Below are 14,572 nucleotides of genomic sequence, written 5' to 3'. Positions count from 1 at the left end.
CTGACAAGGAGACACATGATGATCGACCTTCGCCCCTTCGACAGCCTCGGCGCCGCCAACCATGGCTGGCTGGATGCCCATCACCACTTCTCCTTTGCCGGCTACCATGATCCTGCCCGGGTCCACTTCGGCAGCCTGCGGGTGTGGAACGACGATGCCATCGCGCCGCAGACAGGCTTCCCGCCCCATCCGCACCGCGACATGGAGATCATCACCTATGTTCGCGAGGGCGCGATCACCCATCAGGACAGCCTCGGCAATGTCGGCCGCACGGAAGCGGGCGACGTGCAGGTGATGAGCGCCGGCACCGGCATCCGCCACTCGGAATATAATCTCGAGGATGTGACCACGCGGATCTTCCAGATCTGGATCATCCCCACCCGCGAGGGCGAGCCGCCGCAATGGGGCGCCAAGCCTTTCCCCAAGGGCGAGCGCTCGGGCAAGTTCGTCACCCTGGCCTCTGGCCATGCCGAGGATGAGGACGCCCTGCCGATCCGCACCGATGGCCGGGTACTGGGCGCGACCCTGCGTGCCGGCGAGACGGCGGACTATCCGCTCGGCAAGGACCGCAAGGCCTATCTGGTGCCCGCCACCGGCGCGGTGCAGATCGAGGACGTGCGAGTGAATGCCCGTGACGGCGCCGCGATCAGCGATGTGGAGGTGCTGCGCATCACGGCCATCGAGGACAGCGAAATCGTTCTCGTCGACGTGATCTGACCGCAGGAACGCCGCGCTGCCGAACCCACCGGCAGCGCGGCGTTCGCTTGTCCGCGACGCCGCGCCTCAATCCGGCATCAGGCCATAGGCGCGGTTCTTGACGACACTCTCCAGCAACAGCCGCTCGACCGCATCCCGGTCCGCCTGCGCCTCGGCATCCCGCCGATGGAAGACGAGCCGCCAGTCATGCAGGGGAAAGAGCCGCACGATCCGGCCCCGCATATCCGGCGGGATCATCGCGGCAGGGAGGTTGGCGACCGCCTGGCCGCGCGCCACCATGGCGATGATCACATCGAAAAACTGTACCCGCGCCACGATGCTGGTGGGCTGCACGCCAAAGGATGCCAGCTTGCGGCGCAAGCGCTGCTCCGCCCCATCGTCCCGCCCGGACGGCAAGGCGAACGGCAAGCGCGCCACCTCTTCGGGAGAGAGCGGCACCTCGCGGCCGGCGGCCAGTTTGCGGTTGCCGAAGATGCCGCCCGACACCCGCCCCAGCGACCGCATCGCTTCCGCCACGGGCTCATCGGCAGGCTGGTGGATCAGCACGAAGTCATAGGTGCCACTGCTCGCCGCGAGCGTCGATTCATGGCTCGGAATGCGAGTATCGAACTCCAGAACGATGTGGGGATGGGCCGCCAGAAACCTGTCCAGCCTTGGCCGCACATAATGATCGGCGAGGCCCTGCCCCAGCAGGATGCGAAAGCGCACGATCTCGCGGGGGCCGGGCCTGCGCAGGCGGTGTGCCGCCAGTTGATCGGCCGCGCTGGAAAATATCCGCAGGTCGGCGAGGAAGCGCTCGCCCTCCGGCGTGAGTTCTGGCCGCCGCCCCGCGCTGCGGGCCATCAGCGCGACCCCGAGCTGCGCTTCCAGCGCCTTGAACTGGCTGCTGACCGACGCCTGGGAAATGCCCAGCAATTCGGCGCTGCCGGCAAAACTGCGCGTCTCGGCAAGCGTCTCGAAGATCACCAGCTGGCGCAGGGTAAATGGCAGGCTTTGCAGGGCACTCATCATTCAGCCATAACCTGTGCATTATAAATGCCATTGCCCGTACATCTGTTGCCTCGCCCGTTCAATCGCTGCCACATGAGCGAAAGTCAGACGGAGACCCAAGTTGACCGACCTTGATGTGACTCGCCGCAGCGTGCTCGGCCAATCTTTGGGCGTCATCGGCGCCGGCATGGTGGGGGCCGGTTCGACGGCACGGGCCGCGCAGCCTAAGAAGGCATCGGGCAATCGACGCAAGCAGCCGAACATCCTGTTCATCATGGCCGATGACATGGGCTATGCCGACCTCTCCTGCTACGGCCGGCGGGACTATGAAACCCCGGCGATCGACAGCCTCGCGGCCGACGGGATGCGCTTCCTGCAAGGCTATGCCAATTCCGCCGTCTGCTCGGCGACGCGCACGGGCCTTATCACCGGGCGTTATCAGAACCGCCTGCCCATCGGCCTTGAGGAGCCGCTCGCTCAGCGCCCTGTCGGCCTGCCGCCCGAGCATCCCACTCTCCCGTCGCTGCTGCGGGCGGTGGGTTATGGGACGACGCTGATCGGCAAATGGCATCTGGGCGCCCTGCCCAAATATGGCCCGCTTAAGAGCGGCTATGACCATTTCTGGGGATTCCGGGGCGGCGGCGTGGACTATTTCACGCATAAATATGCCGGGCGTCACGACCTGTGGGACGATGACCGCGAGGTCTTCGAGAAGGGCTATCTCACCGATCTTCTGGCCGAGCGTGCGCTGGAGACGATCAGCACCGCAGCCCAGGGTGACAAGCCCTTTTTCATCTCCCTGCACGTCAACGCGCCGCACTGGCCCTGGGAGGGGCCGGGCGACGAGGCCGAGGCCACCAGGCTGGATGCCGATGGCAAGCCGACGGCGCTGATGCATTATGACGGCGGCTCCCAGCGCATCTATGCCCAGATGGTGACGCGGCTGGACATGCAGGTCGGGCGCATTTTGCAGCGGCTCGACGACCTTGGTATCGCGGACGATACCATCGTGATCTTCACCAGCGATAATGGCGGCGAGCGCTTCGCCGACACCTGGCCGTTCACGGGTCGCAAGACCGAGTTGCTGGAGGGTGGCCTTCGCATCCCCGCGATCGTGCGCTGGCCGGCCTATGTGCCCGCCGGGGTGACCAGCGATCAGGTGATGATGTCCATGGACTGGCTGCCGACCCTGCTCGCCGCCGCCGGCGGCGCGCCGGACCCGGCCTATCCCAGCGACGGCATCAATCTGCTGCCTTATCTCGCCGACCCCTCCAGCAAGAGCGAGCGGACCTTGTGCTGGCGCTACAAGAATCTGGACCAGCAGGCCTGCCGCATGGGCGACTGGAAGTATCTGAAAATCCTCCAGAACAGCTTCCTCTTCAACGTGGTCGACGATCCGATGGAGCGGGCCAACCTGAAGGACCGGATGCCGGAGAAAATGGCGCAGGTGAAGGCGGCCTATGACGCATGGGACAGCCAGATGCTGCCGCTCGACCCGGATTCATCGACCCATGGCTTCACCGGCAAGGATCTGGCGGATCACTTCGGCGTCAAGGTGGAGAACAGCGTCAAGCCACGCTGACGGGCGTGGCGGGGTGGGCAGGTCCGATTGTCCTGCCGCCCGGCCGCTCAGGGCGCCCAGCCCTGCCCGGCCTCATAAGGCAGGCGCGTGAAGATCAGCTCGACTTCACGCACCTTGCCGCCCCGCATCCCCAGCATCTCGCCGCTGAGCAGCGACATCGGCCCCCTTGGTTTAGCAGGGCAGGTGCGACCATAGCCCGGAATGTCGTTGCATTCGGTCCGCCCGTAGAAGCGCAGGGAAAACACGCCGAACAGCACCTGCTGTTCCTCATCCACCACCAGATAGCGGCGCGGCTCGACCTTATCGAGCGTGTCGAACAGATGCGCCTCCACCTGCGCCTGACAGCTCATGCTGCCGAAATGCGGCAGCGGTTTGCCGGGAATGGGCGTGATGGGATAGGCCAGTTGCGGATTGCCGCTCATCGGCATCCGGTTTTCGATCCGCTGGCAATCCGGCGCGAAATGATCGCCTTTGTTGCGCAGCATATTATCGAAGTTCCGCTCGGCCAGTGCGATCATTTCGGCGCGGGACAGGCGCTCGCGCTTGGGCACGATGGTGCGCAGGCCTGCTCTGACCTCGGTCGGCATGGAGGGATGCTGCGGCGCGAATGACCGGCCGATCACCGTCTCGGCTTCCGCGATCCGCCCGGCGACGATCTTGAGGCGCGTGGCATAGCCGACGGTCTTGTCGCCCTCCTTCACTTCTCCCAGCACCGCGACTTGCCCGGCGTGCACATCGGCGGCGCGCGCCTGGTAGCTGCTATAGCCATCCGTCGTCTGCCAGAGCCCCTCGCCCGGCGCCACCGGCACGCCATTCTCGGTGGCGCGAAAGTCCGGTGCGAGGTCGAGACCGGCTGGCGTGCCCTGCTCGACGGCGGCAAGATAGCGGTCCACATGCGCATAGAGACAGGCGCGGTCGCACGCAGGCGCGACCTCCCGTGCCAGCGTCGGCAAGCCGGGGGAGAGCAGCAGCGCGAGGGCGGCGGCACGCCATGCAAAGCGGATCATCGCTCAGTTCTCCCCGCCGGACCCGGCATCACGCAGATCGCCCTGCCAGCCGCTGTCGGCCTCATAAGCGGCGAATTTGAAGATCGCCTCGACTTCGTGAATCTTGCCGCCGCGCACGCCGAGGATTTCCGCATTGAGCAATGAGACCGGCTGGCGGGGCTTGTCATGGCAGATCGTGCCATAGCCGGGGATCTCGTTGCACCGGCCCTTCTTGTACCAGCGCATGACATAGACGCCGAAGACGAGCTGCTTCTCCTCATCGAGCAGGAGGAAGCGGCGCGGCTCGACCGCGTCGAGCTGGTCGAAGAGATGCAGGCTGATCTGCTGGCCGCAGCCCATGCTGCCGAAATGCGGCTTGGGCACGCCGGTTATCGTGCCGATGGGATAGTTCAGCTCAGCATTGCCGCTCATCGCCATGCGGTTCTCGATCCGCTGGCAATCGTCCGCATAAAGAGAGCCATCGGCCGCGAGCAGCGCGTCGAAATTGGCATTGGCCGTCTCGATCATCTGCTGGCGGGTCAGCCGCTCGGCGGGCGGAACGATATTGCGGAACGACGCGCGCGGCGCCGGCACGATCGACGAGCCGGGCACCCGCCCGCGCCCGAGAATCGTCTCCACCTCGGTGATCTTGCGATCCGCCACCTTGAGGCGCAGCGCGATGGTGACCTTGCCCTCCCCTTCCAGCACCTCGCCGATATAGCCGACGGTGCCGCTCACCGGATCGGCGAGGTCGATGCGATAGGTGCCGAGGCCGGTCCCCGTCTGCCACAGGCCCGCGCCAAGACGGACCTCCTGCGCATCTTCCGTCGCACGATATTGCGCTGCCATCGGCGCCCGAGCGGGCGCGCGCGCGACCATGGCGGCCAGATATTGGTCCATGATCTCGGTGAGACAGGTGCGATCACAGGCCGCCGGGGCAGCAGGTCCGGCAGCCATTGCCGGGGCGGCGAGCAGGAGCGCGGCCATCGCGGCCAGCCCCCGGATGGGACGCGCGATCATGGCTGCACGGGACGCGGGCGGGGCCGGATGCGGGTGATCTTGCCGCATGGAATCTCGTAGAGCAGCACGCCGCGCAACCGCCAGTCATCGCCCGCCTTCAAGGGCCGTGAGCCAAAGTCGGGCCAGTCGCTGGTGGCCTGAAAATGCGCTTCCAGATCGACCGTCGCGCCCTGTGGCTGCACCTCGATGGCGTGCGGGGTGACATGCTCCTTCAGCCCACGGGCATCGACGTCGCGATAAAAGGCGATGATGGCATCGCGCCCCTTGAGATCGGGCCACTTCCCGCCTTTCACCAGGACGACATCGGCGTCGTAATAGCTGGTGAAGCAGGCATAATCGCGCGCATTGAAACAGAGGAAATAGCGCTCGAAATCGGCCTTGGTCATGCCCGGCGACGGGCAATTCTCGGCCGCCACAGCCGTTTGGGCGAGCGATCCGAGCAGAGCAAGCATGAGCGCTTTGCCGACGGCTGAGCTGAACCGCATCCCCTGTGACCTCCCCCTCATGACGCACATCCGCATGCAGCGGATAAATCGTGATACGTCGTTGTAGTTTATTCCGTCCTGCAGGGCCGCCTTGTCAAGCGAAATGCCCGGTGAGCGAAACCGCCCTTGTGACCTTCTGACGGAGGCTGGCGGGCCAATGATCGTTCCACTCCAATGGCTTGGGTCGCGATGGGACAAGCTGCCGGAACGATCCCTTGACCCTGCTCAGAATAGGAACATAATAGGAACATATGAGACTCGCCCCTGCCCTTTTGTGCGATCACGCGATGCCGGATGCCCCCTCCCGAAAGGCGTTCGGCATCGCCGCGATCGATACGCTGCTGGGCGGCGGGCTGGCGCGCGGGCGAGTACATGAAGTCTATGCGGCAGAGGTGGACGATGTCGCGGCAGCGGCGGGTTTCGTCGTCTCGCTGGCGACAGGTCTGAGCGAGGCCGACGGCAAGGTGCTGTGGCTCCGCGAGCGACAGGCGAGCCGAAAAGGCGGCGTAGCGCAGGGCCATGGCTGGGCCGAACTGGGCGGCGCCCCCGGCCTGGGGCTGATCGGCACCGTCAGGGACGGCATGGACCTGCTGCGTGCCGCCGTGGATGCCTTGCGCTGCTCTGGCCTGAGCGCGGTCGTGGTGGAAGGCTGGGGGCCGATGCCCGCACTGGACCTGACCGCCAGCCGCCGCCTGACTCTGGCGGCAGAGAAATCCGGCGTGACGCTGCTGCTGCTGCGCCCTGACGCGCCGCCCGTGCCCAGCGCGGGTCAGACCCGCTGGCAGGTGGCCGCCGCACCTTCGCTCGCGCTGCCGGGCAATGCGCCCGGACTGCCGACCTTCGATGTGACCTTGCTGCGCCAACGTTCCGGCCCTTGCGGCCTTTCCTGGCGGCTGGAGTGGGACCGTGACCGACGCTTGTTCCGTGAAGCGGCGCTATCTGGCGCTGTGGTTTCCGCTCCTGCCCACAGAAAGGCTGCGGATTCAGCAGGGGATCGACAGCGCGGGGACCGGCGGGCAGCCTAACGGGCCGCTGGTTCTCGTCGCCAAGATCAAGGGCGCATTGCGGCTGTGCGCCGTCGATGCGCAGGCCCACGCGCTCGGCATCTTGCCGGGCCAGACGCTGGCCGATGCCCGCGCGCTGCAGCCCGACCTCATCGTGGCCGACATGGACGAAGAGGCCGACCGTCACTGGCTGCAGCGGCTGGCCCGGCATTGCATCGCCTGGTCGCCGCATGTCACCCTCGCCCCGCCCGATGGGATAACGCTGGATATTGCGGGAAGCGACCATCTGTTCGGCGGCGAGGCAGGCCTGGCCGCGCAGGCCGAGGATGCCTTCGCCGCGATTGGCATGAGCGTGCGCATGGCCACAGCCTCCACCGCGCAGGGCGCGCAGGCGCTGGCCCGTCATGCCCGCCTGCCCGTCACCAGCGAGCGGGAGGCGCTGCGGGCGCTGCCCGTGCTGGCGCTGGGGCTGGACGAAGAGGCGACGCTCGCCTTGCGCCGCGCCGGGCTAAAGACCATCGGCGATCTGGCGTCGCGGGCCGCCGCCAGCATCGCCGCGCGATTCGGGGCGGACGCGGTGACTGCCTTGCGCCGCCTGCTGGGCGAGGAGCAGGCGCCGATCGATCCGCTCGCACAGCCCCAGCCGCTCCATTTCGAGCGCCGTTTTGCCGAGCCGGTTGCCTTGCAGGCCAGCATCGCCGCCTGTTTTCTCGACCTGCTGCGCGAGGCGGCCCGGACACTCGATGAGCGCGGACTGGGTGGCCGGCGCTTTGTCCTGACATTGTTCCGCAGCGATGGCGCGCGCCATCGGCTGGCGATCGAGACCGGTCTGCCCACGCGCGATCCGGCGCCGGTGCTGCGCCTGTTCGACGAACGCATCGGGACGCTGGCCGACCCGCTCGACCCCGGTTTCGGCTATGACCGCATCACCTTGTTCCTGCCCGTCACCGAGCCGCTCGGCACCAGCCAGCCGGCTCTGGATGGCAGCGAGCAGGATGCCGGCGCGCTGGCCGATCTGATCGACCGGTTGAGCACCCGCCTGGGGCCGGCCAGCCTGTGTCGCCTTGAGCCGCAGGACAGCCATATTCCCGAACAGGCGCAGCTGGCCTTGCCGGCGATCCATGCCCGCGCCCCCCTTCCATGGCCCACGCCGCCGGTGGGCGAGCCGCCCTTGCGGCCGCTGTTCCTGTTCGATCCGCCGCAGCCGGTGGAGGTGATCGCGCAAGTGCCGGACGGCCCGCCGCATCGCTTCCGCTGGAAACGCAGGCTGCACGAGGTGCGGCTCTACGAAGGCCCCGAGCGGATCGCCTCCGAATGGTGGCGGCGCAAGGGCGGCGAAGCCCCCGGCAAGGCAGGGCTGACGCGGGACTATTACCGGATCGAGGACGTGCGCGGGCGACGCTACTGGATCTTCCGCCACGGGCTTTATGATGAAAAGCCCGATCCGAACTGGTATCTCCACGGGCTGTTCGCATGAACGACCCGCCCCCTTTCGCAGAGCTGGTCGCGGCCACCAATTACAGCTTCCTGCGCGGCGCTTCGCATCCCGCGCATATGGTGGCGCAGGCCCATCATCTGGGCATGGCCGGGTTGGGCATTGCGGATCGCAACACGGTGGCAGGCGTCGTGCGCGCGCATGTGGCCTGGCGGGAGATCGGCGGGCCTGCCACCGGTTTCCGCCTTGTCGTCGGCGCGCGGCTGGTCTTTGCGGATGGGACGCCGGATATCGTCGCCTATCCTGCCACCCGCCATGGCTGGGGACGACTGACACGACTGCTGACGCTGGGTAACCGCCGCGCGGAAAAAGGTGATTGCACGCTCAATCTGCCGGATCTGCTCGATCATGCCGACGACCTGTTGCTGATCGCCACCGGGCGTGACCGGAGCCTGTTGGAGCGGCTGACGGAGGCGCGTCCCGGCGCGGTGTGGCTGGCGGCGACCATGCAGCGCAGCGGCGCGGATGCGCGACGACTGGCGCAAGCCCAGGCTCTCGGCGCGGCTTGCGGCGTGCCTCTGCTTGCCACGTGCGACGCGCTCTACGATCATCCCGACGCGCGACCGCTGCACGATATCCTGACCTGCATTCGCGAAGGCACGACCATCGCTGCGGCGGGTCGACGCCTGCTCGCCAATGCCGAACGGCATCTCAAGCCGCCTGCCGAAATGGCCCGCCTGTTCCGCACGTGCCCGCAAGCCGTGACGGCCAGCACCGACATTCTCTCGCGCATCGCCTTCACGCTCGATGACCTGCGCTATGAATATCCGCACGAACCGGTGCCCGAAGGCTGGCAACCGCAGGCCTGGCTGGAACATCTGGTGCAGGAGGGTGGCCGCGAATATTTCCCCGATGGCCTGCCCGAAAAATACCAAAAGGTGCTGGATGAGGAATATGCGCTGATCCGCAAGCGGAACTACGCTTATTACTTCCTCACCGTGCACGATATCGTGCGCCACGCCCGCAGCCTCGAGCAGCCGATCCTGTGCCAGGGCCGGGGCAGCGCGGCCAATTCTCTGGTCTGCTATTTCCTCGGCATCACCCCGATTGATCCGGTGCGGGAGAAGCTGCTGTTCTCGCGCTTCCTCTCGGAAGAGCGCCATGAACCGCCCGATATCGACGTGGATTTCGAGCATGAGCGCCGCGAGGAAATCATGCAGTATATCTATGCTCGCTATGGCCGCGAGCGGGCCGGCATTGCCGCCACGGTGATCCATTACCGTCCACGCAGCGCGATCCGCGAAGTGGGCAAGGCGCTGGGCCTGACCGAGGACGTGACCGCGCGGATCGCCTCGACCATCTGGGGCTCGCCCGGCGGTAGTCGGGTGCCCTCCCCGCGGATCGAGGAGGCAGGATTTGATCCTGACAATCCCGAAGTCGGCCGGCTGCGCATGCTGGTTGAGCGCCTGCTCGAATATCCCCGCCATCTCTCTCAGCATGTCGGCGGATTCGTGCTGACCGAGAGCCGGCTCGACGAACTGGTGCCCATTCACAATGGCGCCATGCCCGATCGCACCTTCATCGAATGGGACAAGGACGATATCGACGCGCTGGGCCTGATGAAGGTGGATGTGCTGGCGCTCGGGATGCTGACCTGCATCCGCAAGAGCTTCGACCTGCTGCGCACGCACGGCCTGGCGGACCTGACGCTGGCCACGGTGCCGCGCGAGGACAAGGCGACCTACGCGATGCTTCAGCGCGGTGACAGCATCGGCACCTTTCAGGTCGAAAGTCGCGCGCAGATCGCCATGCTGCCAAGGATGAGGCCGAAGGAGCTGTATGATCTGGTCATTCAGGTGGCGATCGTCCGTCCCGGGCCGATCCAGGGCGGCATGGTCCATCCCTATTTGCGTCGTCGCAACAAGGAGGAGGCCGTGGTCTTCCCCAGCCCTGCCCCGCCGAACGATCCCAACGAGCTGCGCGAGGTATTGGGCAAGACATTGGGCGTGCCGCTGTTCCAGGAACAGGCGATGAAGCTGGCCATCGTCGCCGCCAAGTTCACGCCGCCCCAGGCCGATGGGTTGCGGCGCGCCATGGCCACCTTCCGCCATCACGGGACGGTGCATAATTACCAGAGCCTGCTGGTCGAAGGCATGGTGGCGCGCGGCTATGAGCGGGACTTTGCCGAACGCTGCTATCAACAGATCGAGGGCTTTGGCGAATATGGCTTTCCCGAAAGCCATGCCCAGGCCTTTGGATGGCTCGCTTACGTCTCATCATGGTTGAAATGCCGCCACCCCGCCGCGTTCACCTGCGCCCTGCTCAACAGCCAGCCAATGGGCTTTTATGCGCCCGCGCAGCTGGTGCGCGATGCGCAGGAGCATGGCGTGGAGGTCCGTGCGATCAACGTGAATGCCAGCGAGTGGGATAGCACGCTGGAAGGACCGGCCGGCAGTGCGCTGGCGCTGCGGCTGGGATTTTCACGCATCGACGGCTTCCGGCAGGGATGGGCCGACACGATCGCACAGGCCCGGCAGGACGGCGCGTTCGTCTCCATCGAAGATCTCGCCCGGCGGGCCAGCCTGCCTCCCCCGGCCTTGCGCAAGCTGGCCGATGCCGATGCTTTTGGCACGCTTGCGGAGTCGCGCCGCGATGCTCTGTGGGAAGTGCGGCGCACGCCGCCCACTCAGCTACCGCTGTTCGCCTTTGCCGATGCGCCGGAACTGGGCCGCGAAGCCGATCCGCGCCTGCCCGCCATGCCGCTCTCCGAGGAAGTGGTAGCCGATTACCAGACCGCGCGCCTGTCATTGAAGGGGCATCCGATGCAGTTTCTGCGCGCTGCGCTGACCCGCGAAGGCGTGCGATCCTGCGCGGCCGCCAATGCACTGCCCGATGGCCGCAGGGCGCGCGTCGCCGGCGTGGTCCTCACCCGGCAGCGGCCCGGCAAGGGCAATGCCGTGTTCATCACGATCGAGGATGAAACGGGGATCGTCAACGCGCTGCTCTGGGCACGCGATCTCGACAAGCAGCGCCGCGCCGTGATGGCCGCGCGCCTGATGCTGATCGAGGGTGAAATCCAGAAGAGCAAGGAAGGCGTGGTCCACCTGATGGTCCGGCGGGTGATCGATCGCACGGCCATGCTCGATGACCTCGCCGATCATCCCCCCATGGCCCCGCAAACCGCGCGCGGCGACGAAATCCGCAACCCCCAGCGCCCCCGCCTCAATGGCCATCCCCGCAATGTCAGAATTCTACCAAAATCGCGCGACTTCCACTGAGGCCCGTTTGGGGCATGTGTGTGTGAAGTGCTGGAGGCCCGAGCCGGAATCGAACCGGCGTATACGGATTTGCAGTCCGCTGCGTCACCATTCCGCCATCGGGCCTCGGGGGTGGTCGAGGGAGCGCGGCTAGCTCAATTCATTCGGCAACGCAACTTGCTTTGCGCCGTGACGGACGGGACAGGTGCGCAGACTGCGTAGGGGCATTAAAAAACTTTTCACTGTGCGGTGCAAAAAAGCTAGAGAGGCTGGCAAAGCCAATTACTGTATTGCCCATACAATACAGCCATGTCATCAGGGAGCTTATGACCGAGCAGACTTTCAAGGCGATGCGCCGTGCGATGGTGGAAAGCCAGTTGCGCACCAGCGACGTCAACGATCCTGTGATCCTCGAAGCGATCCTCGCCGAACCGCGCGAACTTTATGTGCCGCAGGAGCGGCGCAGCGCGGCCTATATCGATCGGGCCGTGCCGCTGGCCAATGGCCGGGCGCTCAACCCGCCGCTTGCCACCGCCCGGCTGCTGGTCGAAGCCGCCCCGCGCGCGGGCGAGAAGGTGCTGCTGGTCGGCGCGGCGACCGGCTATGCGGCGGCGCTGCTGGCGCGGCTTGGCTGCATTGTGGTCGCGATCGAGGAAGACGACGCGCTGTTCGCCCACGCCAAGGCTGCGCTGGCCGGTCACGCCGGCGTCACGCTGCAGCAGGGACCGCTCGCCGCCGGCTTCGCGCAGGGCGCGCCTTATGACCTGCTGTTCGTCGATGGCGCCATCGAGGAGCTGGACGAGGCGCTCGTGGCGCAATTGCGCATCGGTGGCCGCGCGGTGTTCGCCCGGCTGGAGCGCGGCGTGACGCGCCTGTGCATCGGCACGCGCACCACCGGCGGCTTTGGCGCCCGTGCCTTCGTGGATTGGGAGGCCGTGCCCCTGCCCGGTTTCGCCCGGCCCAAGACCTTCACATTCTGACCCGGAAGCCTCGACCGCTTATGCTCATCCGCCGGACCAAGCCCCTCGCGATGCTCGCCGCTCTGCTGAGCACCAGCACCCTCCCCGCCCAGGCCGAGACGCTGCAGGAAGCACTGGCCGCGGCCTATCGGGACAACCCGACGCTGACGGCGGCGCGGGCGGGCCAGCGAGCGACGGACGAGAATTTCAACATCCAGAAGGCCAATGGCCTGCCGGACGTGGGCGTCTCCTCCACCTACAACGAGTTCGCCCATGAGCGCCCGCTCAATCCGCTGGCGCCCTCCCGCTCGCTTACGACGCTGCTGAGCGTGAGCGTGCCGGTCTATTCCGGCGGCCGGGTGCGCAATGCGCTGGCCGGCGCCCGCGAGCGGATCGAGGCCGGGCAATATGATCTGCGCGCCACGGAGCTCTCCATCTTCTCGCAGGTGGTGGCGGCCTATATGGACGTCATCCGCGCGGAGTCCGTCGTAGGCCTCAGCCGCAACAATGTGCAGGTGCTCGAGGTCAATCTGCGGGCGACCAACAATCGCTTCCAGGTCGGCGATCTCACCCGCACGGACGTCGCCCAGTCCGAGTCGCGCCTTTCGCTGGCCCGCGCGGACATGCAGACGGCCGAAGCCTCGCTGATCGAGGCGCGCGAGCGCTATATCCAGCTGGTCGGCCACGAGCCGGTCGACCTGCAGACCCCGCCGCAATTGCCCGGCCTGCCCGCGACGCCCGACGAAGCCGTCGATGTCGCCATGGCCCAGAATCCCGATCTGCTGGCGGCCCGCAACATCCGCGAAGCCGCGGCCTATGACGTGCGCGTCGCCAAGGGCCAGCGGCTGCCGACGGTCTCCGCCTTCGCCAGCGGCCAGCATTATACCGATCTCGCCTCCCGCGGCGGCGCCAATGAGGCGCAGGACAGCGGCCAGGTGATCGTCGGCGCACGCCTTTCCCTGCCGCTCTATCAGGGCGGCCGGCCCGGCGCGCAGGTCCGCCAGAGCCAGGCCTATCAGCAGCAGGCGATGGAAACCGAGACCGGTGTCGAGCGCAGCGTGATCGCGCAGACCCGCTCGCTCTATTCGAGCTGGCAGGCGAGCAATGAAGTGATCGCCTCCAACCGCGTGGCGGTGGATGCCAGCGGCCTCTCGCTGCGCGGCGTGCGCGCCGAAAACAGCGTGGGCACCCGCACCATCCTCGATATCCTGAACGCCGAGCAGGAGAGCTTCATCGCCAGCGTCCAGCTCGTGACGGCAGAGCGCAATGCCTATGTCGCGGCCTTCTCGCTGCTGGCCGCGATGGGCCGGATCAACCCGACTGACTTCGGCATCGCGCCCGAGCAGGTCATCAACCCGGCCGACAACTTCCAGCGCGTGAAGGGCAAGTGGTTCGACTGGGACGATGACGCCAAGCCGGCGCCCATTTCGTCCCGCACGGTTGACTCTGCCGCCCAAAACGCGACAGTAAACGCTTCAGACACCAACTGAGCGCAGGAACCATGATGGGGGCGATGCAGAACGAGCCGTCGATGGAGGAAATTCTCTCTTCCATCAAACGGATCATCGCCGAGGAGGACGGCCTTTCCGCGACGCCGCGCGTGCCGCGCCGGGCCGCCATGGCGAGCGTGATCGCCAGCCTGGATGACCAGATTCTGGAGCTGACGGACGCGCTGCCCGGCGACAATGCCGACGGGGCCGAGAGCGACGACTCGCATGAGGAGCCGATGATGAGCGCCCCCGCCAAGCCCGCCCCAGCCGCTGTGGAGCAGAAAGCCGAGCCAAAGAGCGCCGAGTCTAAAAGCAGAGCCGCCGCCAAGCCTCGCGCGGCAGCGGCGTCCGCCGATGGCGCACCCGCTGTTTCCGCGCCGGCCTCCACGCTCGTCTCGGACGAGAAGGCCCGCGCCGCCCGCGATTCGCTCGTCAATCTGTCCCGCCTGCTCATCAGCCCGGAAGACAGCCAGCCCAACACGGTCGAAGGCCTGGTGCGCGAGATGCTGCGCCCCATGCTCAAGGAATGGCTGGACGAGAACTTGCCCGGCATGGTCGAAACGATGGTGAAGCGCGAGATCGACCGGATCACCGGCCGAGTATGATGGCCGGGCCGCGGCCCTCCATCGCAGCGGTTCGGCAGATTT

Annotated in this window: 12 protein-coding genes and 1 tRNA gene; 8 read left to right on the top strand and 5 right to left on the bottom strand. The window is 66.7% G+C overall.

From position 1 onward, the window contains the following. Positions 1-18 precede the first annotated feature (18 nt). Positions 19-717, top strand: a complete 699-nt coding sequence (locus M2331_RS03135; RefSeq protein ID WP_181561336.1) for a pirin family protein — start codon at positions 19-21, stop codon at positions 715-717. 66 nt (positions 718-783) lie between these two features. On the opposite strand, the gene M2331_RS03130 is transcribed toward M2331_RS03135, so the two are convergent. Further along, entirely contained in the window at positions 784-1,728 is a 945-nt protein-coding gene (locus M2331_RS03130; RefSeq protein WP_181558930.1) for a LysR family transcriptional regulator, read from the bottom strand. Positions 1,729-1,828: 100 nt separating this feature from the next. Here M2331_RS03130 and M2331_RS03125 point away from each other — a divergent pair, with 100 nt between their 5' ends. Next, on the top strand, positions 1,829-3,289 hold the full coding sequence (locus M2331_RS03125; RefSeq protein WP_264592269.1) for a sulfatase-like hydrolase/transferase: 1,461 nt from the start codon (positions 1,829-1,831) through the stop codon (positions 3,287-3,289). Positions 3,290-3,336: 47 nt separating this feature from the next. Here M2331_RS03125 and M2331_RS03120 read toward each other — a convergent pair whose 3' ends face one another. The 3 genes from M2331_RS03120 to M2331_RS03110 are packed head-to-tail and all read right to left on the bottom strand — an operon-like array spanning position 3,337 to position 5,780. Then, on the bottom strand, positions 3,337-4,296 hold the full coding sequence (locus M2331_RS03120) for a hypothetical protein (RefSeq protein WP_181558929.1): 960 nt from the start codon (positions 4,294-4,296) through the stop codon (positions 3,337-3,339). Between the two features lie 3 nt (positions 4,297-4,299). Further along, positions 4,300-5,295, bottom strand: a complete 996-nt coding sequence (locus M2331_RS03115) for a hypothetical protein (protein ID WP_181558928.1) — start codon at positions 5,293-5,295, stop codon at positions 4,300-4,302. Then, positions 5,292-5,780 (bottom strand): nuclear transport factor 2 family protein, encoded by a 489-nt coding sequence (locus M2331_RS03110; protein ID WP_181558927.1) that lies wholly within the window; start codon positions 5,778-5,780, stop codon positions 5,292-5,294. Before M2331_RS03110 ends, M2331_RS03115 begins: the two co-directional genes overlap by 4 nt. 251 nt (positions 5,781-6,031) lie before the next feature. Here M2331_RS03110 and M2331_RS03105 point away from each other — a divergent pair, with 251 nt between their 5' ends. Genes M2331_RS03105 through M2331_RS03095 form a run of 3 tightly spaced genes read left to right on the top strand, consistent with a single transcriptional unit; the run spans position 6,032 to position 11,497 of the window. After that, positions 6,032-6,805, top strand: coding sequence for an ImuA family protein (locus tag M2331_RS03105; protein WP_181558926.1), 774 nt, complete (start codon positions 6,032-6,034; stop codon positions 6,803-6,805). Continuing rightward, positions 6,687-8,261 carry a Y-family DNA polymerase gene (locus tag M2331_RS03100; RefSeq protein ID WP_264586733.1) on the top strand — a complete coding sequence of 525 codons (1,575 nt, stop codon included), beginning with the start codon at positions 6,687-6,689 and terminating at the stop codon, positions 8,259-8,261. The genes M2331_RS03105 and M2331_RS03100 overlap by 119 nt, the downstream gene beginning before the upstream one ends. Then, the gene (locus tag M2331_RS03095; RefSeq protein ID WP_181558925.1) at positions 8,258-11,497 is read left to right on the top strand and encodes an error-prone DNA polymerase; all 3,240 of its coding nucleotides are present in this window, start codon (positions 8,258-8,260) and stop codon (positions 11,495-11,497) included. Before M2331_RS03100 ends, M2331_RS03095 begins: the two co-directional genes overlap by 4 nt. Positions 11,498-11,528: 31 nt before the next feature. Here M2331_RS03095 and M2331_RS03090 read toward each other — a convergent pair. After that, positions 11,529-11,602 (bottom strand) — tRNA-Cys (locus M2331_RS03090). A 200-nt stretch (positions 11,603-11,802) separates the two neighbouring features. Here M2331_RS03090 and M2331_RS03085 point away from each other — a divergent pair. From M2331_RS03085 to M2331_RS03075, 3 genes are read left to right on the top strand one after another with little or no spacing between them, the layout of a single operon-like run. Then, the gene (locus tag M2331_RS03085) at positions 11,803-12,456 is read left to right on the top strand and encodes a protein-L-isoaspartate O-methyltransferase family protein (protein WP_181558924.1); all 654 of its coding nucleotides are present in this window, start codon (positions 11,803-11,805) and stop codon (positions 12,454-12,456) included. Positions 12,457-12,476: 20 nt separating this feature from the next. Next, positions 12,477-13,925 carry a TolC family outer membrane protein gene (locus M2331_RS03080; protein ID WP_181558923.1) on the top strand — a complete coding sequence of 483 codons (1,449 nt, stop codon included), beginning with the start codon at positions 12,477-12,479 and terminating at the stop codon, positions 13,923-13,925. Between the two features lie 23 nt (positions 13,926-13,948). After that, positions 13,949-14,530: a DUF2497 domain-containing protein gene (locus M2331_RS03075; RefSeq protein ID WP_264592268.1), complete on the top strand. Its 582-nt coding sequence runs from the start codon at positions 13,949-13,951 to the stop codon at positions 14,528-14,530. The last annotated feature ends 42 nt before the right edge of the window (positions 14,531-14,572 follow it).

It is taken from the genome of Sphingobium sp. B10D7B, from assembly GCF_025961955.1.
Classification (GTDB): Bacteria; Pseudomonadota; Alphaproteobacteria; order Sphingomonadales; family Sphingomonadaceae; genus Sphingobium.
Note: the sequence above shows the minus strand (reverse complement) of the source record. Positions and strands in the feature narration are given on the sequence as shown.

What these genes read in the sequence shown, in the direction of transcription:
- M2331_RS03080 (WP_181558923.1), top strand. Translation starts at nt 12,477, where the DNA reads ATGCTCATCCGCCGGACCAAGCCCCTCGCGATGCTCGCCGCTCTGCTG.
- M2331_RS03130 (WP_181558930.1), bottom strand. Translation starts at nt 1,728, where the DNA reads ATGATGAGTGCCCTGCAAAGCCTGCCATTTACCCTGCGCCAGCTGGTG.
- M2331_RS03110 (WP_181558927.1), bottom strand. Translation starts at nt 5,780, where the DNA reads ATGCGGTTCAGCTCAGCCGTCGGCAAAGCGCTCATGCTTGCTCTGCTC.
- M2331_RS03075 (WP_264592268.1), top strand. Translation starts at nt 13,949, where the DNA reads ATGCAGAACGAGCCGTCGATGGAGGAAATTCTCTCTTCCATCAAACGG.
- M2331_RS03135 (WP_181561336.1), top strand. Translation starts at nt 19, where the DNA reads ATGATCGACCTTCGCCCCTTCGACAGCCTCGGCGCCGCCAACCATGGC.
- M2331_RS03095 (WP_181558925.1), top strand. Translation starts at nt 8,258, where the DNA reads ATGAACGACCCGCCCCCTTTCGCAGAGCTGGTCGCGGCCACCAATTAC.
- M2331_RS03085 (WP_181558924.1), top strand. Translation starts at nt 11,803, where the DNA reads ATGACCGAGCAGACTTTCAAGGCGATGCGCCGTGCGATGGTGGAAAGC.
- M2331_RS03120 (WP_181558929.1), bottom strand. Translation starts at nt 4,296, where the DNA reads ATGATCCGCTTTGCATGGCGTGCCGCCGCCCTCGCGCTGCTGCTCTCC.
- M2331_RS03115 (WP_181558928.1), bottom strand. Translation starts at nt 5,295, where the DNA reads ATGATCGCGCGTCCCATCCGGGGGCTGGCCGCGATGGCCGCGCTCCTG.
- M2331_RS03105 (WP_181558926.1), top strand. Translation starts at nt 6,032, where the DNA reads ATGAGACTCGCCCCTGCCCTTTTGTGCGATCACGCGATGCCGGATGCC.